The following is a 20506-nucleotide window of genomic DNA, read 5'->3' as shown; positions in this document are numbered from 1 at the left end:
TCTGGAGGGTAGCAGGGATGAGTGACTGGGTCACCCTGGGCGTTGCTTTCAGTTATTTGGCGATTCTTTTCCTGATTGCTGCCTGGGGTGATCGCCGTGCGGAACAGGGGCGATCAGTCATCAATTCACCGGTCGTTTATACCCTTTCAATTGCAGTTTACTGCACAGCCTGGACCTTTTATGGCAGTGTTGGCCGAGCAACTGATTCCGGCCCCAGCTTCCTACTGATTTATCTGGGCCCAACCCTGGCCATGCTTTTGGGTTGGATGATGTTCCGAAAAATGATTCGTATCGCCCGCGCCCAGCGGATCACCTCTATTGCCGACTTTATCAGTGCCCGTTATGGTAAAAGTGGCCCACTAGCAGCCCTGGTCACCCTGATTGCTGTCGTTGCAATCATGCCCTATATTGCTTTACAACTGAAAGCCATCACCGTCAGCCATGCTGTACTCAGTGGCTACCCTCTACTACCCACAGATATTAGCGGCGAAAACTTTTGGATCGATAAATCTTTATGGATCGCATTGGTATTGGCTGTTTTTACCATCCTTTTTGGAACCCGCCACCTGGATGCCAGTGAACGTCATGAAGGCATGGTCGCTGCCATTGCCTTTGAATCCATTATCAAACTAGTTGCTTTCTTAGCTCTGGGCCTGTTTGTGGTGTTTTCGCTCTACCAAGGCCCCGCTGACCTTTTCAGGCAGGCAGCAGACCATCCTGGTCTTATCGACAGTATGGGTCTGGATGCTGTTCCTGGTGGCGCTGTAGGCTGGGTGGGCACCCTGGTACTGGCAACCCTGGCTTTTATAACCCTGCCCCGTCAATTCCAGGTACTGGTTGTCGAAAATGTTGATGAACAGCACCTCAAAAAAGCCAGTTGGATGTTCCCTCTCTACCTGGTTGCCATCAATCTATTCGTTATTCCCGTTGCCTTTGCCGGTGTCCTCCTGGGTGGTGCAGCTCAGGAACCGGATAGCTTTGTCCTCACCTTACCCCTGGCTGCCGGACTTGAAGCCCTGCCGTTGATTGTTTTTATCGGCGGTTTGGCTGCAGCCACCGGGATGGTCATCGTGGAGACCATAGCCTTGTCGACCATGGTCAGTAATCACCTGGTCATGCCTTTGCTACTACGTTGGAAGTGGCTACACCTGGACCCCAGCCGCAATCTAAGTGGCTGGCTGCTGGGAATTCGCCGTATTGCCATCCTGATCATTCTGCTCTTGGGCTATCTTTACCATGCTCTCATTGGTGAATCCTACAGTCTGGTGACCATAGGGCTGGTTTCTTTCGCAGCAGCTGCCCAATTTGCCCCGGCACTGTTATTGGGGCTTTATTGGCGCGGAGCCAATGGCCTGGGCGCTACTCTCGGCTTGATTGGCGGCTTCCTGGTTTGGGCTCACACCCTGTTGATTCCAGGCTTTGCCCAATCTGGCTGGCTATCCATGACCCTAATTGAGCAAGGCCCCTGGGGGATTGAATGGCTCAAACCCTATAGCCTGTTTGGGCTTGAAGGCTGGGATATTTACACCCACTCGCTGTTTTGGAGTCTTCTGGTCAACTTGGGTTTTTTAATTGGTATCTCCCTATTCACGCGGCAAAATAGTCTTGAACAAACCCAGGCCGCACTGTTTACAGAAGGCCTCAGGCCCGATGTGATGCAAACCCCACTTTGGCTGGGACAAACAACAAGGGGTGAGCTTTATCAACTGCTGAATCGCTATCTGGGAGTCAACACCACGTTTAAAGTCTTCCGTAACTTTGATCCAGAACGCAAACCCGGAGCCGATGATGAACTAATAGCACCACCCGATTTAATCGGCCAGGCTGAACAGGCACTCACCGGGGCTTTGGGTAGTGCATCCGCGCGGGTGTTGATTAACTCGGTAGTTCGTGGTGAAGCTCTAGATCTGGAAGCAGTATTAAGTATTCTGGATACCACCACTCAAACCCTGGAATACAACAAGCGCCTTGAACAAAAATCAACAGAGCTGGCCCGAATTGGCGAGGAACTGCGTTCAGCCAATGAACGCTTAAGAGAACTCGACCGACTGAAAGATGAGTTTGTTGCCATGGTTAGCCACGAACTCCGCACCCCCCTGACATCCATCAGGGCTTTTGCTGAAATTTTGCGGGATAGCCCGGATGTTGCAACAGACAAGAAAAACCACTTTCTGGGAGTAATTGTTAAAGAAAGCGAACGCCTTTCACGCCTGATTGAAGAAATTCTCGACCTGGCTCGCCTGGAATCTGGCCGTATGCGTCTCAACCCTGAAAGGCTGGATTTTAAACAATTGGCTCAGGATTCTGCCGATGCCATTACCCAGCTCTACCAGGAGGGTCAGGTGGCTCTGGCAGTCGAGCTACCCGAGGATGCCGCCTGGGTGGTCGCCGACCCTGACCGTTTGCAACAGGTAGTTATTAATTTATTGGATAACGCTCGCAAATTTGCTGACCACAACCAGCCACAAGTAAAGCTGAAACTGCAAACCTGGAAAAAACATTGGCGACTTTCCGTGGAAGACAATGGCCCGGGTATTGCTGAAGAAGAAAGAGAAAAGGTTTTTGAAAAGTTCCACCAAATCCAGCAACAGCATGGCAAGGGAAATGATAAAAGCCGTCCCAGAGGTTCAGGACTGGGGCTACCTATCAGCCGTGGTATCATCGCCCACTTGGGTGGGCGCCTGTGGGTTGAAAACCCTCAGGAACTTCAGGGAGCCCGTCTGATTATTGAACTGCCCCGTGCTCCAGAGCAGCCACCACCCAGCTTTGAAGAAAGCGTCTGACCCTGCTCTGGCCTGCCGGTTGTTTTGTGCTATTCTAGTTTGCAGATGTTAAAGCAAGGAAAACCATGCCAAGAAACCGATCGCTAGCAAATACTCTGTTTGTACTCTTAATGCTTGCGGTAATTTCCGGCAGGGTGCTCTTTCCTTTTAACCAACCACCCTTGCAAGTCCATGCAGATGGTAGCCTGGAAATCTGTAGCTGGCAGGGTTCTGGAGAACGACTTTTTTTTAGTCCTGATGGCGAGCCCCTGGAATCCAAGACAGGTCCTTCCTTATGCCCAGCTTGCATACTTTCAACGCCAGTAACCGGGCCCAGTTCCCTTAACCTTAGCCTCACCCCTGGATCTCAAAACTGTCCAACTCCAAAAAACCTGGCTAACTTGCCCACAGACCTGCTTCCTGTCTTTTTAGCCCGCGCACCTCCTTCCAGCCTCTCGACCAATAGCTAACCTGATCCGTCTGTATCTACGAGAGCAACTTATGAAAACCAACAAAACACTACTTCTCGGTGGCGTGGCTGTTATTGCCCTGATTGCAGCCGTACAAATCTGGAGTGGACTCAATCAACAACCCGAGCAGACAGCTCTGGCTGAAAAACCGACCGGAGCCCCTTTCACGCTGCAAAGCAAAGAGGGTGAAGTTTCTTTGAGTGATTTAGAAGATAACCAACTGGCACTGATTTTCTTTGGCTATACCTGGTGCCCGGATATCTGCCCCATGTCCATGGTGTTTTTGTCACGCGCCCTGGAAAACCTGCCCGGAGATGTCAGGGACAGAGTGCAGCCTATTTTTATTTCCGTTGACCCTGATCGCGACACACCCGAAAGGCTACAGGCCTATGTCGAATTTTTTGATGCCGGCATCCTGGGCGTAACTGGCGATAAAGACTATTTGCAACAGCTGGCCAGCGAATATGGTGCCTTTTACCGCAAAGTCGAGATGGATTCAGCCATGGAATATGCCGTCGATCATACCTCTGATTTTTATTTGGCAACCAACAAGGGCGAACTCATCACCACCCTATCGCATAATGTCAGTGGTAATCAGCTCAACGAGACCCTAACCAAGGCTCTGGCGGAAATACAATAACAGGACAAGCTCATGAAAAAACACCTTCAACTAGCAAGCTGGCTACTTCTCCTGGTCGCCAGCTTTCAACTGCAAGCCATGGATATTCAGGTCAAAAACCCTCATGTCAGAGCCGTGCCACCAGGCAGTCAGGTCACAGCTGCCTTTATGGAATTGCATAACCATGGCAGTGAAAAAAGGGCCCTTGTTGATGCCAGCAGCCCCGTTTCAGCAGCCGTGGAACTGCATACGCATACTGAAGTTGACGGGGTTATGCAAATGCGTCGCGTCTCTCAAATTGAGCTGCCCGCTGGTGGTGTGGCCCGGCTGGAACCCGGTGGCTTACACCTGATGCTGATTGATCTACACAGTGGTTTGAACACCGATACCCAGGTTGAAATAACTCTGACACTGGATGATGGCAGCCTAATTGAGCTTAACCTGCCGGTAAAACGGGTTCATGGACATCAAGGTGGCCACCAGCAGGACAGTCATCAGCATCACTAAGTGAGATACTTTAAGCCGAAGTTGCCGCTTTACGGGCCCTTTTAACCAGGGCCCGTATTAATTTCAAGTCCTGCTTGAGGAGCACCTTCTGGCGTCCAGTTAATTGGCGAGTATCGATCCAGTTATCAGCCTGGCGACCCGCTTCCAGACTGGCCAGCTGAGCACTTAACAAGAGCTCTTGTAAGTGCTCCAGACTGGCCAAAAGATCGCTCGCCTCCTCTGAAGATACCCAGCCCTCCGCTAATAAAAGAGTTAAACGCTCTCGAGTAGTCACTCCGGCCAACAGGCCTTGAGTCAGGCAAAGCAGGCGCACGCTGGTTTGCAGAGGCAGCAGCCCCTGACGCTTTAAATTCAAAGCATATGAATGAGGTGCTTCCTGATCATCGCTTGCCAAGCGCTCAAAGGTGTCCAGAGCAACAGGAATTTCATCAAGCAGCTCTCCCATTTCATGCAAAAAACCACTGGCTTTGGGTACTAGGCGTTTCAGTTCCTTGCGGAAAGCCTTTTCCAGAGCCGCTTCACCGTAGACACAGCTAAAATCCAAGAGAATATTGGAAAGCTGGACTCGTTTAACAATTCGTCCTGCTGTCCAGATTTGCATCTGGGTTTTCCATTCTTTCAAAGGCTTACGCCATAGCGGCCAGCGGGCCATCACATGGCCTTTACACAAGGGAATACCCACTTGATCCAGCTTGTTGGTAAAGCTTTCTCCCAGGTGTTGAAACCAGGTATCAATTTCCTGGTGGCGACTTTCAGGATAATCCTCAATGATCATGGCATTATCCTGGTCTGGCCTTAACAAGCTCTCCTGGCGCGCTCCTGAACCCAGCAGGAGCACGCAAAATTTTCTGGGTGGCTCACCCCAGCCATAACGGTTCATTTCATCCAGAGACTCCTTCAGTGCCCGACGATACAGCCAAGCATTATGATCACTGATCAGCTGACTGATCCTCCAAGCCGGTAAATCCAAGCGTCGAAAAGCCTTAACCAACTCCAGCTGCCAGGATTTGATCTGGTCGACTTTCAAATTTCCAGAAAACTGTTGTAAAACCTCGTTCAAAGGCTGGATCAAATAATCGGATGAGGACGGGAATTCAGTTTCCAAACTCTGGAAAAGCTGTCGCCAAGGTGACGAACGGGCCAGAAATTGCATAGAGCCTCCTTGTTATTCTTAGGGTTATTTTAGTCAGCTCCGGCAATAAAGCCCAATCCTTCCGGCATAAAAAAACCGCCATCTCAGTGGCGGTTTTTGCTGAACTCACAGAAGAAACCTGATCAGTCCAGTTTGCGGCCTTTGCTGGCAGCAATTCTCAGACGCAAAGCATTCAGCTTGATAAAGCCTTCAGCATCCTTCTGATCATAAGCGCCAGCATCATCTTCAAAGGTTGCAATACTTTCATCAAACAGGGTGTCGTCAGAAACACGGCCCACAGGAATGACATTGCCCTTGTAAAGCTTGACCTTCACCTTACCGTTAACCACTTCCTGGGATTGATCAATCATTTCCTGCAGCATGCGACGCTCAGGGCTCCACCAGTAGCCGTTATAAATCACTTCGGCGTAGCGAGGCATCAACTCATCTTTCAGGTGAGCCACTTCACGGTCCAGAGTGATGGATTCTATCGCACGGTGGGCTTTGAGCATAATAGTGCCACCGGGTGTCTCATAGGCACCACGGGACTTCATGCCCACATAGCGGTTTTCAACGATATCCAGACGACCAATACCATTGGCACCACCCAGTTTATTGAGCTTTTCCAGCACTTCATGAGGCTTGAGGCGTTCACCATCAATAGCAACGATATCGCCCTTCTCATAAGTCAGTTCGATATAAGTAGGTTCATCGGGTGCCGCTTCAGGGCTAACACTCCAGCGCCACATTTCTTCTTCAGGTTCCGCCCAGGGATCTTCCAAAATGCCGCCTTCATAGGAGATGTGCAGCAGGTTGGCATCCATGGAATAGGGGGATTTGGTGCCCTGCTTGGCAAAATCAACCGGGATATTATGCTCTTTGGCATAGGCCATGAGTTTTTCACGCGACAAGAGATCCCATTCGCGCCAGGGAGCAATAACTTTGACACCCGGCTTGAGTGCATAGGCACCCAATTCAAAACGCACCTGGTCATTACCCTTGCCCGTGGCACCGTGGGAAATGGCATCAGCACCTGTTGCATTGGCAATTTCGACCAGACGCTTGGCAATCAAGGGACGTGCTATGGACGTACCCAGCAGGTATTCACCTTCGTAAACGGTGTTGGCACGAAACATGGGGAAAACATAATCCCGAACAAATTCTTCGCGCAGGTCCTCTATATAGATTTCCTTAACACCCATTTGCTCGGCCTTGGCACGTGCAGGTTCCAACTCTTCACCCTGACCCAGGTCAGCGGTAAAGGTTACCACCTCACAGTTATAGGTATCTTCCAACCATTTCAGAATGATCGAAGTATCCAGACCACCGGAATAGGCCAACACCACCTTTTTTACATCTGACATATAAGCTCCTTAGCTGCCCTGCCGGGCTAAAAGGCATGAAAAACCAGAAAGGGGCTGCCTGGCAGCCCCTAAAATTTGATGGGTATAAGTATAACGCAAGCGGCGTCAGAACCGAAGTCTAGAAGAGAGGCCGAATATCCAGTTCACGTTCCAATTTAATGGTAACCCGGCGGTTTTTATAGCGCCCATCCTGGGTACGATTATCCGCTATCGGGTAACGCTGACCATGAAACTGGGTCGTAATTAAATCTTCCGACAAGCCTCTAGCAACCAGATAACGAGTCACGTTTTGGGCTCTTTCATGAGAAAGCTCACGATTGCGAGTGCGGGTTCCCGTTGAATCTGAGTGACCGTCCACATGCACCCGTTCAATTTCAGGATCAGCGTGGACATAGCGAACCAGCAAATCCAGTTTTTCTCTGTCGGCAGCACTTAAACTATTATTACCAACATTGAAGTTGATCATTATATCGCCAATCTGATCATAATTAACAGGCAGCAACTGTGCCTGACAGGCCTGGAAATCTGCAAAAGCCTGATGAAAACGGACTGGTGTCATACTGGCCCGACGGCGCTGAACACGCTCATCGGCTGCCGTTTGAACCAAAGACGGCATCCGCCCCTGGCGCAGGGATTCAAGAATTAATTCCGTCTCTTGAGTACCGATTTCCAATGGATAATCGGTGGTTTCCAACTGGTAATAACCCAGGTTGCGAGTACCTAAGCCAGGCTGCCAATCAGGTGCCAGGGCGACCAGATCAACACGCCCTCTTCTCAAGGCATGTCGAAAGGTATCAATTTCCAGGCGGATTTCTTCACCAGAGCGGTGAATAAAGCGGGCAGCGCCAAAATCAGGAATATAATGATTGAGTTCACACTGCAACTGAGAAGGTTCACTTGCCTCCCAGAGACCATCTTGGTAACCACCCTGCCAATTGGTAGCCGCTGCAGGGGCAGCCATCAGCAAAAGACAGGGTGCCAGAAGGCTGCCCAACCAATGCTTGGCAGGTTTCTTTTTGGGAAAGCTGGAATACTCACTTGCCTGCTGAGCTGTCACTGGGTCATTCCTATGCTAAATAATGACTGAACCAAGGATATTACTTTACACCAGCTGAATCGGCCGTCCCAGCAGAAACTTTAGTAAAAAGCATGTTAAGCTAGGCGGATCAAGCGATTAGCTTACAGCAATCAGGAGTTCTACGTGACCAGTCAGCCCAACAGCAAGCATCCCATGTCTCGTCGTTTTCGTGGTTACCTGCCTGTGGTGGTCGATGTAGAAACAGCTGGCTTCAATTCACAAACCGATGCCTTGCTGGAAGTTTCAGCAACCACCTTGACCATGGATGAAAATGGCATCCTGCTGCCTGAGCAATCCATGTCCAAGCACCTGATTCCTTTTGAAGGTGCCAACATTGAAAAGTCAGCACTGGAATTTACCAAGATCAATCTGGAAAGCAGCTTTCGACAGAGCATTGCCATGGACGAGAAAGAAGCGCTTAGCGAGATTTTTAAAATGGTTCGCAAAGCCATTAAAGCCCATGACTGCACTCGTGCCATTCTCGTTGGACACAACGCCAGCTTTGATTTGGGCTTTATTAATGCGGCGGTGGAGCGCTGTAATATCAAGCGCAACCCGTTTCACCCCTTTTCCAGCTTTGATACAGCCACTCTGGGAGCTTTAGCCTTTGGCCAGACGGTGCTGGCCAAAGCCTGCCGGGCAGCGGGAATTGAGTTTGACAACAAAGAAGCTCATTCAGCAAGCTATGATACTGAAAGAACCGCTGAACTCTTCTGCACGGTGGTTAATACCTGGCATGAACTGGGTGGTTGGGAGCTTGCACTCAGAACCATGCCAGAGCAGATTTGATCAGGCGGCTGAAGCAGCAGCCTCTTCGACCATCTTCTGCAGTTCACCTTGTTGATGCAGATCAAGAATGATGTCATTACCACCGACCAGCTCACCATTCAGCCATAGCTGAGGGAAGGTTGGCCAGTTAGCATATTTGGGCAGCTCTGCACGAATATCCGGATGCTCTAGAATATTGACAAAGGCAAATTTCTGACCACAAGCCATTAGAGCCTGGACAGACTGCCCTGAAAAACCACACTGAGGCATCTGGGGCGTTCCCTTCATATAGAGAAGGACAGGGTTGCTGCTGATTTGCTCTTTAATGGTATCCAGCGTTGTTGACATGAAGATTCACCTTTTGATTAATAAAACAAGTGGGCATTGCCAGTTTTTAGCTAATACCTGACTAACCCAGTCAATTTTAGCTGGCTAAGGTGGTATTTAACAAGTTACATGGAAAATTTAGTCCCCTTCTTGCCAGTGATCAGGCAAGTGCTTAGACTGGATCTTTTTTCTCGGGTTCAAGGCCCTTAACTCTATTAACGAGGATATCTGCACCATGGCCGACACTGCCCTGATGCACACCTATGGTCGTTTACCTATTGCTTTTGCTTCTGGCAAGGGCGCTTGGTTAACGGATACAGAAGGCAAAACTTACCTGGATGCACTCAGCGGAATCGCTGTTTGTGGCTTGGGCCACTCGCACCCTGCAGTTACCCACGCGATTTGCGAGCAGGCGGGCCAACTGATTCACACCTCCAATCTCTATCAAATTCCCATCCAGGAAGCCGCAGCCCAAAAACTCACCCAGTTGAGTGGTATGGAGCGTGTTTTCTTCTGTAATTCAGGTGCCGAGGCCAACGAAGGCGCGATTAAACTGGCCCGCCTGCATGGCCACAACCGGGGTATCGACAAACCTCAGATTTTGGTCATGGAAAATGCTTTTCATGGCCGCACCCTGGCAACCTTGACAGCAACCGGTAACCGCAAGGTTCAAGCAGGTTTTGAACCTCTGGTCAGTGGTTTTATCCGCTGCGCCTATGATGATCTGGAAGCAGCACGCAGCATTCTGGAAAGCCGCCAGGATATAGCGGCCATTCTGGTGGAGCCCATACAGGGCGAAGGTGGCCTGAAAGCAGCTTCAAATGAATTCCTGCAAGGCTTGCGTCAGCTTTGTGATGACAAGGACATGCTGTTAATGTTTGATGAAGTGCAAACAGGTAATGGGCGTACCGGTCACTACTTTGCCTTCCAGCGCTTTAATTGGAAGCCAGACGTTGTTTCTACAGCCAAAGGGCTGGGTAATGGCTTTCCAATCGGCGCAGTTATGGCTCAGGGGAAGGCTGCAGAACTTTTTCAGCCAGGTCATCATGGTTCTACCTATGGTGGCACACCGCTGGGTTGTGCAACGGTCCTTGCTGTACTCAACACGCTTGAGCAAGATAACCTCTGCCAAGCCGCAGAAAAACTCGGCCAGCGGATTCGTGAAGGCTTCCAGGAACACCTGGGCAACCGTGAAGAGCTGCTTGCCATTCGAGGGCGCGGACTGATGATCGGCCTGGAACTGGATCGCCCCTGTGGCGAACTGGTTAAATTGGCTCTGGATGCTGGCCTGCTCATCAATGTGACTGCAGGATCAGTCATTCGCCTGCTGCCACCCCTGATTTTTAGTGACCAGGAAGCCGACCAGCTGGTCGAACGCCTTTCACAATTGGTCATTCACTGGTTAGAAACTACCAAGATCCCTTAAAGCTGAGAGCCTCAAGTTATGAGCGTGCGACATTTTTTAACCCTCTCTGATCTCTCTCCACAGGAGCTGGAAAGAGTCATTCAGCGAGCTATAGAACTCAAGCGTCGCCACAAGGCCGGCTTGCTTGATGAGCCCTTGAAGAATAAGGTTCTGGCGATGATTTTTGAAAAATCCTCGACCCGGACCCGTGTTTCTTTTGAAGCTGGCATGACTCAACTGGGCGGCTCAGCCATCTTCTTGTCGCCCAAGGATACCCAACTAGGTCGTGGCGAACCTTTGCAGGACACCGCAAGAGTCCTTTCGGAAATGGTGGATGCAGTCATGGTCCGCACCTTCTCCCACCAGGACCTGGAAACCTTTGCTCAGCATTCAACAATTCCTGTCATTAATGCCCTAACCGATGATTTTCACCCCTGTCAGCTACTGGCCGATGTCCAAACTTTTGTTGAATGTCGTGGCAGCTTGCAAGGCAAAACCGTAACCTGGATCGGCGATGGCAACAATATGTGTAACTCCTATATTCGTGCTGCCCGCCAGTTTGATTTCCAGTTGCGCATCTGCTGCCCTGAAGGCTATGAGCCTTCCGAAACCCTGGTCAAGGATTTTGAAGACCGGGTGACCTTGGTTCGTAACCCTCAAGAAGCCGTCAAGGATGTCCAATTGGTAGTTACCGATGTTTGGGCATCCATGGGTCAGGAAGACGAGCAGAATCGGCGTAAAAGGGACTTTGCAGACTACCAGGTATCTCCACAGCTTATGGACCTGGCTGCCAAGGATGCCCTCTTCATGCACTGTTTACCCGCACACCGAGGCGAAGAAATCAGTGAAGACATGCTGGATGATCATCGTTCAGTCGTTTTCCAGGAAGCTGGCAACCGCCTGCATGCCCAAAAGGCCCTACTTGAATTTTTGATTACAGGTTCCCCGCTACAGCCGATGTAAACTAACCAACAGCCAATAAAAAGCCCCTGGCCCATTCAATGGGTACCAGGGGCTTTTTTGGTAAACCTGGCTTTATTCAGTGATCAGCCAAGTCACCTTCGTGGGCATGCCCGTGCTGAACTTCATCTTCACTAGCTTCACGAACTGAATCGATGCTGCCTTTAAAGTTCAGAGAAACACCTGCCAGCGGATGGTTGGCATCAATAGTGACGGTTTCGTCATTCGCTTCAATGACCGTCACGACCATAGCGCCACCTGGACCCTGAGTTTGAAACTGCATTCCCGGTTCAATCTGCTCAACACCCTGAAAAGCTTCGCGCTGAACCTGCTGAACCAGCTCGTCATTCCTTTCACCATAGCCATCTTTAGGCTTGACGACCACGTCAAACTCATCACCCTTCTGCTTGCCTTCAAGCTGAGACTCAAGACCGGGAATGATGTTACTGTGGCCATGCAGATAGAAAAGTGGGTTGCCGCCCTGGGAGGAATCCAGAACCTGTCCATCATCATTGGTAAGTGTGTAATGAATACCAATGACCTTATTGGCTGCAACTTGCATAGAATAATCCTGTTTCGGTGAATTGATCTTATATTGTAGCGACCTGAACCCCGATAACACAAATTTTCCTATCTTTTTCATGGCCGATGTTTATTCAACAATATGAAGTGTTAAACTTATGACCAGCCTCATATCAACCCGCAGGACAGGAGAATCAGTGAGCCTTAGTCTTGAATTCAGGAGTTGCTGGCGATTATTCATTCCATTCCTGATCCTTGTGCTCGTTCTAGCAGGCTGCTCAACCCCCTCGAGACTGGATACACCTCCACCCAGTGGCTTTCAACCCTTTTATCAGCCTCAACCTGGCGAAAGTTTTGGCCAGGTTGCCCATCGCTTGCCCGTCAGCGAAGCTGAATTAAAACGCTTCAACCCGCGCTCTCAGGAAACACCCTTGAATTCTTCCCGCAGCCTGAGACTCCCTGAGCGCTCTAGCGATGTACCAGCTGAAGGCCCTTATTATTATCGTATTCAGCCCGGCGATACTCTAAGCAAACTGGCCCAGCATTTTCATATTTCGTTGCTGAGTTTGACCCAAGCCAATCCTGGGCTCCAACCTGAACGCTTAGGTATTGGCCAAAGAATTATTATTCCTGTGGAGGGTCGAGATATAAATGGTTATCGCTGGCCCGTAGACAACCCCCAAGTCAGAATCAACTTTTCCCACCAGCGCTGGGGAGTTCATCAGGGGCTGACTCTGGAGACTGAGCCTAGAGAAGAAATTTTCCCCATAGCACCCGGGCAAGTCGTTTTTGCAGGAGAAATGCGTGGCTTTGGCAGAGTCGTAATCGTTGAACACAGCGGCAGACGCCAGTCCATCTACGGCTACTGCCATGCGCTCTTTGTGGAAGAAAGAAACCGGCTCTCTGGACGCCACCCTGTATGTTCAGCAGGCCACCAGCGTCAAATCAATCAACCTGGTATTTATTTTGAACTGCGTGAAGAAGGCAGAGCTGTATCACCAGAAAATTATCTGCCAGCCCTGCCTTGGAAGGATTAAGCTAGTGTACCAACTCGGGTAGTAACTCCAGTTTTTCCAGGGCAGAAGACGAAGTCGCTCGCTGGGTATTCAAAAGCACCCTGGCATCCAGTACCTTGTAGCCTTCACGGTAACAACGCACAGGATTCAGATCCATTTCCGCTATCTCAGGATGAGCTGTCACCAAGGCTGAAACCTTCAGCATCAGCTCAACCAGTGCCGACTTATCAACCGGTGGCTGACCACGCACCCCTTCAAGTACCTTGGCAGAGCGAATACCAGCCAGCATATCCCATGCATCAGCCCGGCTCAGCGGCAAGGCCCTGAACACCACATCTTCCAGAACCTCAACAAAAATGCCACCCAAACCAAACATCAGTAGAGGGCCATATTGAGAGTCCCGAGTTACTCCCAGAATCACTTCCGTTGCCTGGTTACTGGCCATAGGCACCAGCAGACACCCCTGTAATTTGGCATCCGCTGCATACTTGGCAGCACTTAGCTCTATACGTTGCCAGGCTGCATCCAGGTCTTCCAAGCCAAGCAGATTCAGTTCCACGCCACCGGCGTCAGATTTATGTAGAATATCCTGCGAAACCAGCTTCATCGCCAAGGGCTGGGTCAACCAGGCAGCATCCAACTGCTGTAAATCCTCTCTGGATCTCAGCCACAGCTCTTCTGGCAGTTGCACCTCAAAAGCCTTCAGCAATTGCTTGGCTTCAGGCTCAAGCAGGGCTGAGCGGCCTTCAAAGCGGGCTCCATCCAAAATCTTAAGCGCACGCCGACTGGCTTCGCCTTCGCCAGTCAGATAATCATCCGTCGCTTCTCTGAATCGATAAGCCGAATAGTCAGTTAAGGCCTGAACTGCGGCTACAGCCACTTCAATACTGGAAAAAACCGGAAAGCCTTCTTCTACCAAAAGTGCCAGCGGCTCTGGCTTATAGAGCGCATAAAGACTATGTACCAACAAGGGCTTGCCACTGGCTCTGGCTAAGTCCGCCAATTGCAGGGCTGTTTGTCGCTCAGCAATCAAAAGCTGCGGATCAAAGCGCAAGGCATAGCCACCAAAGAGTCCGACCAGCAGTAGCTGATCCACACCAGGGTCAGCCAATAAAATTTCTGCACAGCGTGCAAAAACCTCAGGGTCAGTATCTGTCGCTCCGGCCACATCAATCGGGTTCGTCAAACTCGCCGTCGCTGGAAGACAAGCCGCCAAAGCCTTCTGACTGGCAGCACTTAATTGGGCCAGAGGCAACCCCAAACTATCCAGCGCATCGGCTGCAATGGTGGCATGTCCGCCACCGTCCGCCAAAACGGCAACACGGCCTCCTTTAACCAGAGGCTGGGTTGCCAGGGCCTCAGCCACTGGGAGCAAGTAATCGGGTTGATTGACCAGGACTACTCCGGCCTGACGCATAACACCCCTGGCCACCTGATAGTTACCTGCCAGGGCACCGGTATGGGATTTAGCTGCTTTTTGACCGGATGCTGAACGCCCTGATTTATAAACCACCAAAGGTTTACTGGCTGTAAACTGACGAGCTGCCTGTAAAAAAGCCTGACCGGCATCCAGGCCCTCAATATAGGCCGCTAGGGCACCCGTTCCCTGATCCAGCAGGAAATAATCCAGATAATCATGGAAAGCCAAATCTGAGGCATTACCCACGCCAATATAACTACTAAAACCTGAATGCAGCTGCAGAGTTCCTTCAGTTACCAAAGACAGGGCCATATTGCCGGACTGGGACAAAATTCCCAAAGGACCAGGACGCAGATCTCGATAACCAACCAGATTCATGGCCGCATGCATGTTAAAGACACCTGAAGTGTTGGGACCTATCAGGCGCAGCCCCCAATTTCTGGCAACCGCCAGACTTAGATTTTGCAGAGCCTGGCCTGCTGCACCCACTTCAGCAAAACCGCTGGCCAAAACCACCGCCGTTTTCACCCCTTTACGACCACAGGCATCCAGCACTTCGGGTAAGCTAGCCGCAGGCGTACACACCAAGGCCAATTCAGGCGCGCCGGGGACAGCGGCAATTTCCGGATAGCAAGTCAGGCCGAGAAGTTGCTCCAGCCGGGGGTTGACCGGGTAAATACGGCCTTGAAACCCCTCGGTAACCAGGGCCTGAACCGCCTGATAGCCGCGTTTACCTGGATCAGCCGAAGCACCCACCACCATCAGGGATGAGGGATAAAGGCTGGCAAGAAGCTCTTGGGCACTGGTCTTTGCTTGCTGATTCATGGTCAGACTCCTAACGTCCACTAAAAACGGGGTTACGTTTTTCAGTAAAGGCATTCACCCCTTCCTGCCAGTCTTCTGTACTGCTACAGAACATCATGCCTTCCAGCTCAGCAGTTAAGGCATCCGTCAAACTCCGCTGCCCAGCTAGATTAAGCTGTTGCTTAGCCAAAGCCATAGACAAAGGTGCCTGTTTAGCCAAACGCCTGGCAAACTCCTGCACCTGCTGATGAAAACTGTCTAAACCCTCAGCCACCAGGCTTCGGTGTGCCAAGCCAAGATGAACAGCTTGATCACCGGTAATTTTTTCACCCAAGAGGACTAACTCCTTGGCTTGAGTCATGCCAACACGCTGAGGCAAAAGCCAAGAGATGCCACCGCCAATAAAGGCACCTATACTGGTTTCAGGGAGCCCCCAAAGCGCATCAGACTTCATCAACAGAAAATCAGCCGCCACCGCCAACTCAGCTCCAGCACCCAGCGCATAACCATTAACTGCAGCAACAATAGGCTTGGGATATTCCACCAGTCGCCGACAAACTTCCTGCTCACCGCGCAAATATTCTCTTTTTTCATAAGCGGTTCGGGTGCCTTCTGCATGGGCCTTCATATCCGCGCCCACGCAAAAAGCACGGCCAGCGCCAGTCAGCACCAGTGCGCGCACATCGGAACGCTCACGGGCTGCATCCAACTGCTCACACAAAGCGGTATACACGGCTTGATTGACTGCATTTAACCGCTCAGGCCGATTCAAGGTAAGCCAGAGCACCTCGTCTTTCATTTCAGCCAAAACCGGCTGCTGATCATAATTCATGGTTCACCTCATCAATCAGCAACTCATGACGTCTAAGGCTGCTCAGCCCCTTGCGTCCGAGACGACCTGCAACCATCGCCATCAACCCCTCAATAAAAACCAAAAAGGCAGCCATAGAATTGCTGTACCAGGTACCACTGGTTGGGGCCACAAAGGTCAGGGAAGCTTCAGTCGCCAAAGGAGATCCATGGGAATCAGTAATGGCAACCACCTGCATGCCGTGATTGGCTGCAATGCGCGCTGCCGCAACCGTGCCACGGGTATAGGGTGCAGCCCCGATAACCACCAATACATCCTTCTCTGATAACTCAGTCAAACCATGCGCAACACCATGATGAGGATTACCCAGAAGGCTGACATCCGGACGCAACAGGCCCAAAGCATAGGCAAAAAGATTAGCCATGGTATAAGCCTGTCGTAGGCCATAAACCCTGACCCGGGGCGCAGAAATTAATAAGCTGACGGTTTTCTCAAGTGCATGCAGGTCCAGCCCTTTAAGCATCTGGGCAATATTGCTGGTTTCCTCTTCAGCAACCTGGGTCATCAAGGCCAGGGAGGCAGGCGTTTCTTCCGCGTCTCCTTCTTCCAGCAACTGTCCGGCCAGGTCACTGTAAAAACTGGTGCGACTGGTGCGTGCCAAGTGATTACGAAAAATCAATTGAAACTCAGCAAAGCTTTCAAAACCCAGCTTACGAACCAAACGGCTAAGCGTAGAGGCATTCACGCCAGCATTCTCAGCCAGGGTTGAAATTGAAGCCACAGCCACCTCATCCGGCTTATCCATCATTTGGGTTAAGGCCATCATGGCTCTTTTACCCAGCTTGAGATCGCTGTTGGGGGAATTGAGCGTTTGCAGCCGACGTTTTAACTCTTCCAGGGTACGGGGTGCCAAAGTTCTTCTCTCTCTCGGTAAACATTGCTTAACCTGCACTCTAGACAGAAAAAAACCTTAATGCAAATATTTTTGCTTATAAAAATTTAAATGCAAATTATTGCGCAAATTTTTCCAGACAACTGATTACTCGAGAGTAAAAATAGCTTTTCCCCGACAATAGATAACGGTATAAAATAGAAGACATAAAAAAAGCCTGCAAAAATTTGCAGGCTTCAGTATTAAAGCAAACTAACGACCCAATAGACGGCCTCTTGGCATTTCTGCCAACGAGCGGAACTCGACCCTAACTCCCTGCTCATCCACCCAGGCAGTAATCAGCCTGGCTGGAACCAGATCAAAGTATATATTGCGCACCGTTACTGAAGACAAGGGTTCCAGCTGAAGTTCATCTTCAGACATTTCCTCCAGGGTGACATCTTCTGCCGGGATTAAGGAATGCTTGAAGCTTTCAGCAAGCACCCAAAAAGGCACACCTGAATCTCTGGCCGCCAAGGCCAAGAGTTTACTGCCAGCCTTGTTTACCAGACTGCCATCACGCAGCAAGCTATCAGCACCCACGATTACCTTATCAGCCTGGGGTACAAAATAGGCCATTTGAGCCTCTGAAATAAATTGCGTTGGTATGTCCAGCTTGCTGAGAAAACGCGCCAGTTTACGCCCTTCCATTCCAGGACGGGATTCAGTAATGATCGCCTGGATCTGGATGCCGTGCAGATGACAGGCTTCAAATAACGCCATAACACCAGAGCTGGTACTCAAGGTCATTAGGGTCATGCCATCTTTCAGCTCATCAACACAGGCTCTTACCGCTCCCTTTTGGGCCGCTTTTAGTTCTTGAATAACTTCTTTAGCTGCCGTTTGAGCTTCTTGACGCGCCGCTTTCAAATCATCTTCAGGCAGACTTTCCAAACAGTCCGACCAGCGCAAAAGCGCATTTCTGACCGCCTGTATACTGGGACGGGCCGTCAGCAACTTCTGCACCAAATCTTCTAGCTCTTCAACCAATTCGCGGGTATCCGCTGCGACACAGCAGTCGGCAAAATCAATCATGTCTTCCAAGGTTTTGCGCGCCAGCGTCGAAGCGCCACTATTCAAGTCTTCCTTAACGGCCCTCAGCCTGCGTGCTTTAAAATCCGCATTGTCCTTGGCATAAATCATACTTTAGAATCTCCATCGGCTTGGCTGGTGTTGGTTTGCTGATGACGCAGCTCTCTGGCTGCCTGAAGCGAACGACTGGCCAGATTTTCCAAAATACCCCAATCTTTGCGCATCAAGAGTTCACGCGGCAACATCCAGCTTCCGCCCACCGCAGCCACTCCAGGCAAGGCAAACCATTGCGCCAAACAGGATTCATCAATGCCACCCGTGGGTACAAACTGCATTTCCGGCAAGGGCGCCTTCATTGCCTGCAAGTACTCAGGTCCACCCAGAGCAGCAGCAGGAAAGAGCTTAACCTGGCGGTAGCCTTCCAGGCAGGCTTGCATGGCTTCCCCTGGTGTTGCCACACCGGGTAGAAGACGAATTCCCAGATCACGAGCAACTGCATTCAGTTCTGGGCACCAGCCGGGGGTTACTGCCAGCGTCAGGCCCAAACGCTTGAGCTTCACCAGTTGCTCAGGGTAGCGAACACTGCCAGCAACCAGAGTAATATCAGTGGATTTCAGCTGCTCAAGGACCTTCCAGGCCGCTTCTTCACGCAGGGTAACTTCCAAAACACCATAGCCCGCCCTCAAGAGCACTTCCACCAAGTCCTCAGCCACCTCTGGAAGCACTTTTGCCCAAACAGGAATCAAGGGTTGATCAGCAAGCAGAGAGGCCCAGTCAAAGGGCGAGACATGAGACATGGTTATTTCTCCACGCGAGTTAGAAAATCACTAACCAACTGACCAAAGGCTTCAGCCTGCTCAGCATGCAGCCAGTGACCTGCATCCAGTTCAGCCAATTCCAGATTGGGGAAGCCGTGTTTGAATTCTGGCAGCAATTCATCCGTCACATAATCTGAACGCTGACCACGCAAGACCAGGGTTGGTCCGTTGAAGCTGCGATCTTTTGCCATCGCCGGGGGAGCATCAATAATCGACTGATAATCTCGTGCAATCTCTTCGATGGCTACTCGCAAACGCAGGCCATCCTCAGCGCGCACCAGATTAGTCAATAAAAACAGGCGGGTTTGAACATCACTGACAAAATCAGCCAAAAACTTATCAGCCTCACGGCGCTCATGCCAAGGCTCGGCTTCATGCAGGGCTCTCAAGCCATCAATTATGGCTGCATGGGTATGCTCATAACGAACCGGAGCTATATCAGCAACCAGTAGTTTATTCACACGGCTGGGATAACGCAGGGCAAACTCCATAGCCACCTTGCCGCCCATGGAATGCCCCAAAAGATTAACTTTTTCCAGATCCTCACTATCCAGCCAGTAAAGAAGATCTTCAGCCTGCTGGCTATAATTCATGCCCAGCGAATGAAAACTGCGCCCATGATTGCGTAAATCCAGGCACCAGACTGCAAATTCATCACTCCAACGCCGGGCCAAGCCCCGCCAGTTGTCAGCACTTCCAAAAAGACCGTGCATAACGACTAGGGGTTCACCCTGGCCATAGCGTTGATGTGCGAGAAGGCTACTCATGAAAAACTCCTTGGATCAGGTGATTCCTGCTTTCATGAGATTATGCCAACAACAGCCCCCTAAATACCAATCTAAATAGGTTTAACTCAGGTTGACTGGCTTAGAGTTGAGCGGCTTTCTCAGGAGCGACTCGCAACAGGCGCTGCTGCAACCAGGACAGAAAAAGACCATAGGCTGGCAGGAAGAACACCAGAGAAAGAGTCAGCTTGAAGCCGTAGTCGACCAGGGCAATTTCTGGCCAATGAGCCGCCATAAAGGTATCAGGGCTGTTGTGGAAGGCAACCGAAAAGAACACCAGGGTATCCAAAGCATTACCAAAAACAGTCGAGACCGCAGGAGCAACCCACCACAAAGGCAGAGTCCGCAAGCGTTCAAAAACCTGAATATCCAGCAACTGACCCAGCATATAAGCCATGAAACTAGCCAAGGCAATACGGGCAACAAAGAGATTCAATTCGGTAAGACCTGAAAAACCTGCAAAGCTACCCTGGGCAAAAACCACAGAAATCAGGTAGGAAAGCAGCAAAGCGGGAAACATCACCGCAAAAATGATTCGCCGCGCCAGCTCTTTACCAAAAATCCGCACCGTTAAGTCGGTGGCTAAAAAGATAAATGGAAAGGTCAAGGCGCCATAGGTATTGTGCAGACCCAAGAACTCAAAGGGAAACTGCACCAGATAGTTACTGGCTGCGATAATTGCAATATGCAACAAGGAAAGATAAATCAGGGCTTTACGGAATTGTGATGCAGAAAGAGACAGCATGGCTGGATCCTTTTTTTGTCAGGGGTTGAGGGAACCCTGGATGAATGAAGGCGCGCATTATAAGCAGCCAGCCGGAAAATATAAAGCCCCTGCGCAGATCAACGCAGAGGCTAGTTGACGCAAGGGATCTACTTAAGAGCGATGGAGGCCGCTGCTTGGTCAGGCTGTCCACGACAGGACGTCGTGGCCAGAGCCTACAGGGACGTATTCACGCGTCCTGACAAGCAGTA

Annotated in this window: 19 protein-coding genes; 7 read left to right on the top strand and 12 right to left on the bottom strand. The window is 50.7% G+C overall.

The window, feature by feature from the left end:
• Positions 1-17: 17 nt before the first annotated feature.
• The 3 genes from BM185_RS02520 to BM185_RS02510 all read left to right on the top strand — a co-directional run bounded on the left by BM185_RS02520 (position 18) and on the right by BM185_RS02510 (position 4358).
• Entirely contained in the window at positions 18-2783 is a 2766-nt protein-coding gene (locus tag BM185_RS02520; protein ID WP_091958760.1) for a sensor histidine kinase, read from the top strand.
• A 480-nt stretch (positions 2784-3263) separates the two neighbouring features.
• Positions 3264-3872 (top strand): SCO family protein, encoded by a 609-nt coding sequence (locus tag BM185_RS02515; RefSeq protein ID WP_091958757.1) that lies wholly within the window; start codon positions 3264-3266, stop codon positions 3870-3872.
• Positions 3873-3884: 12 nt separating this feature from the next.
• Positions 3885-4358: a copper chaperone PCu(A)C gene (locus tag BM185_RS02510; RefSeq protein ID WP_091958754.1), complete on the top strand. Its 474-nt coding sequence runs from the start codon at positions 3885-3887 to the stop codon at positions 4356-4358.
• A 10-nt stretch (positions 4359-4368) separates the two neighbouring features.
• Here the strand turns inward: BM185_RS02510 and BM185_RS02505 are convergent, their stop codons facing one another.
• From BM185_RS02505 to BM185_RS02495, 3 genes are all read right to left on the bottom strand, one after another.
• Positions 4369-5511 (bottom strand): DUF294 nucleotidyltransferase-like domain-containing protein, encoded by a 1143-nt coding sequence (locus tag BM185_RS02505; protein ID WP_091958750.1) that lies wholly within the window; start codon positions 5509-5511, stop codon positions 4369-4371.
• A gap of 122 nt (positions 5512-5633) precedes the next feature.
• Complete coding sequence (locus tag BM185_RS02500; protein ID WP_091958748.1) at positions 5634-6854, bottom strand: argininosuccinate synthase; 1221 nt, start codon at positions 6852-6854, stop codon at positions 5634-5636.
• Positions 6855-6972: 118 nt separating this feature from the next.
• The gene (locus tag BM185_RS02495; protein WP_091958745.1) at positions 6973-7911 is read right to left on the bottom strand and encodes a MotY family protein; all 939 of its coding nucleotides are present in this window, start codon (positions 7909-7911) and stop codon (positions 6973-6975) included.
• Positions 7912-8085: 174 nt separating this feature from the next.
• Between BM185_RS02495 and rnt the strand changes: the two genes are divergently transcribed.
• Positions 8086-8721 carry a ribonuclease T gene (gene rnt, locus BM185_RS02490; RefSeq protein ID WP_091959872.1) on the top strand — a complete coding sequence of 212 codons (636 nt, stop codon included), beginning with the start codon at positions 8086-8088 and terminating at the stop codon, positions 8719-8721.
• On the opposite strand, the gene grxD is transcribed toward rnt, so the two are convergent.
• Positions 8722-9048, bottom strand: coding sequence for a Grx4 family monothiol glutaredoxin (grxD, locus tag BM185_RS02485; RefSeq protein ID WP_091958742.1), 327 nt, complete (start codon positions 9046-9048; stop codon positions 8722-8724). It abuts the gene before it with no gap.
• Between the two features lie 214 nt (positions 9049-9262).
• Here grxD and BM185_RS02480 point away from each other — a divergent pair, with 214 nt between their 5' ends.
• On the top strand, positions 9263-10453 hold the full coding sequence (locus BM185_RS02480; protein WP_091958739.1) for an aspartate aminotransferase family protein: 1191 nt from the start codon (positions 9263-9265) through the stop codon (positions 10451-10453).
• A gap of 18 nt (positions 10454-10471) precedes the next feature.
• A complete protein-coding gene (argF, locus tag BM185_RS02475; RefSeq protein WP_091958736.1) occupies positions 10472-11395 on the top strand; it encodes an ornithine carbamoyltransferase in 924 nt (307 codons plus the stop codon).
• Positions 11396-11471: 76 nt separating this feature from the next.
• Here argF and BM185_RS02470 read toward each other — a convergent pair whose 3' ends face one another.
• Positions 11472-11954, bottom strand: a complete 483-nt coding sequence (locus tag BM185_RS02470) for an FKBP-type peptidyl-prolyl cis-trans isomerase (RefSeq protein WP_091958733.1) — start codon at positions 11952-11954, stop codon at positions 11472-11474.
• A 217-nt stretch (positions 11955-12171) separates the two neighbouring features.
• On the opposite strand from BM185_RS02470, the gene BM185_RS02465 reads away from it, so the two are divergent.
• Positions 12172-12951, top strand: coding sequence for a peptidoglycan DD-metalloendopeptidase family protein (locus BM185_RS02465; protein WP_177203445.1), 780 nt, complete (start codon positions 12172-12174; stop codon positions 12949-12951).
• A gap of 1 nt (position 12952) precedes the next feature.
• Here the strand turns inward: BM185_RS02465 and BM185_RS02460 are convergent, their stop codons facing one another.
• The 7 genes from BM185_RS02460 to BM185_RS02430 all read right to left on the bottom strand — a co-directional run bounded on the left by BM185_RS02460 (position 12953) and on the right by BM185_RS02430 (position 20276).
• Positions 12953-15175, bottom strand: a complete 2223-nt coding sequence (locus BM185_RS02460; protein WP_091958727.1) for an acetate--CoA ligase family protein — start codon at positions 15173-15175, stop codon at positions 12953-12955.
• A 10-nt stretch (positions 15176-15185) separates the two neighbouring features.
• Positions 15186-15986: an enoyl-CoA hydratase/isomerase family protein gene (locus BM185_RS02455; RefSeq protein WP_091958724.1), complete on the bottom strand. Its 801-nt coding sequence runs from the start codon at positions 15984-15986 to the stop codon at positions 15186-15188.
• On the bottom strand, positions 15976-16878 hold the full coding sequence (locus tag BM185_RS02450; protein WP_091958720.1) for a MurR/RpiR family transcriptional regulator: 903 nt from the start codon (positions 16876-16878) through the stop codon (positions 15976-15978). The genes BM185_RS02455 and BM185_RS02450 overlap by 11 nt, the downstream gene beginning before the upstream one ends.
• A 231-nt stretch (positions 16879-17109) precedes the next feature.
• On the bottom strand, positions 17110-18039 hold the full coding sequence (locus BM185_RS02445; RefSeq protein ID WP_091958718.1) for an eIF2B alpha/beta/delta subunit family protein: 930 nt from the start codon (positions 18037-18039) through the stop codon (positions 17110-17112).
• Positions 18036-18725, bottom strand: a complete 690-nt coding sequence (locus BM185_RS02440; protein WP_091958716.1) for a bifunctional 4-hydroxy-2-oxoglutarate aldolase/2-dehydro-3-deoxy-phosphogluconate aldolase — start codon at positions 18723-18725, stop codon at positions 18036-18038. The genes BM185_RS02445 and BM185_RS02440 overlap by 4 nt, the downstream gene beginning before the upstream one ends.
• A 2-nt stretch (positions 18726-18727) precedes the next feature.
• The gene (locus BM185_RS02435) at positions 18728-19513 is read right to left on the bottom strand and encodes an alpha/beta fold hydrolase (RefSeq protein ID WP_091958713.1); all 786 of its coding nucleotides are present in this window, start codon (positions 19511-19513) and stop codon (positions 18728-18730) included.
• Positions 19514-19613: 100 nt separating this feature from the next.
• Positions 19614-20276 carry a 7-cyano-7-deazaguanine/7-aminomethyl-7-deazaguanine transporter gene (locus tag BM185_RS02430; protein WP_091958710.1) on the bottom strand — a complete coding sequence of 221 codons (663 nt, stop codon included), beginning with the start codon at positions 20274-20276 and terminating at the stop codon, positions 19614-19616.
• Between the last annotated feature and the right edge of the window lie 230 nt (positions 20277-20506).

This window comes from Marinospirillum celere (assembly GCF_900112235.1).
In the GTDB taxonomy this organism is placed as follows: domain Bacteria; phylum Pseudomonadota; class Gammaproteobacteria; order Pseudomonadales; family Halomonadaceae; genus Marinospirillum; species Marinospirillum celere.
The sequence above is the reverse complement of the archived record's forward strand: the minus strand, read 5'-3'. Positions and strand labels throughout refer to the sequence as shown.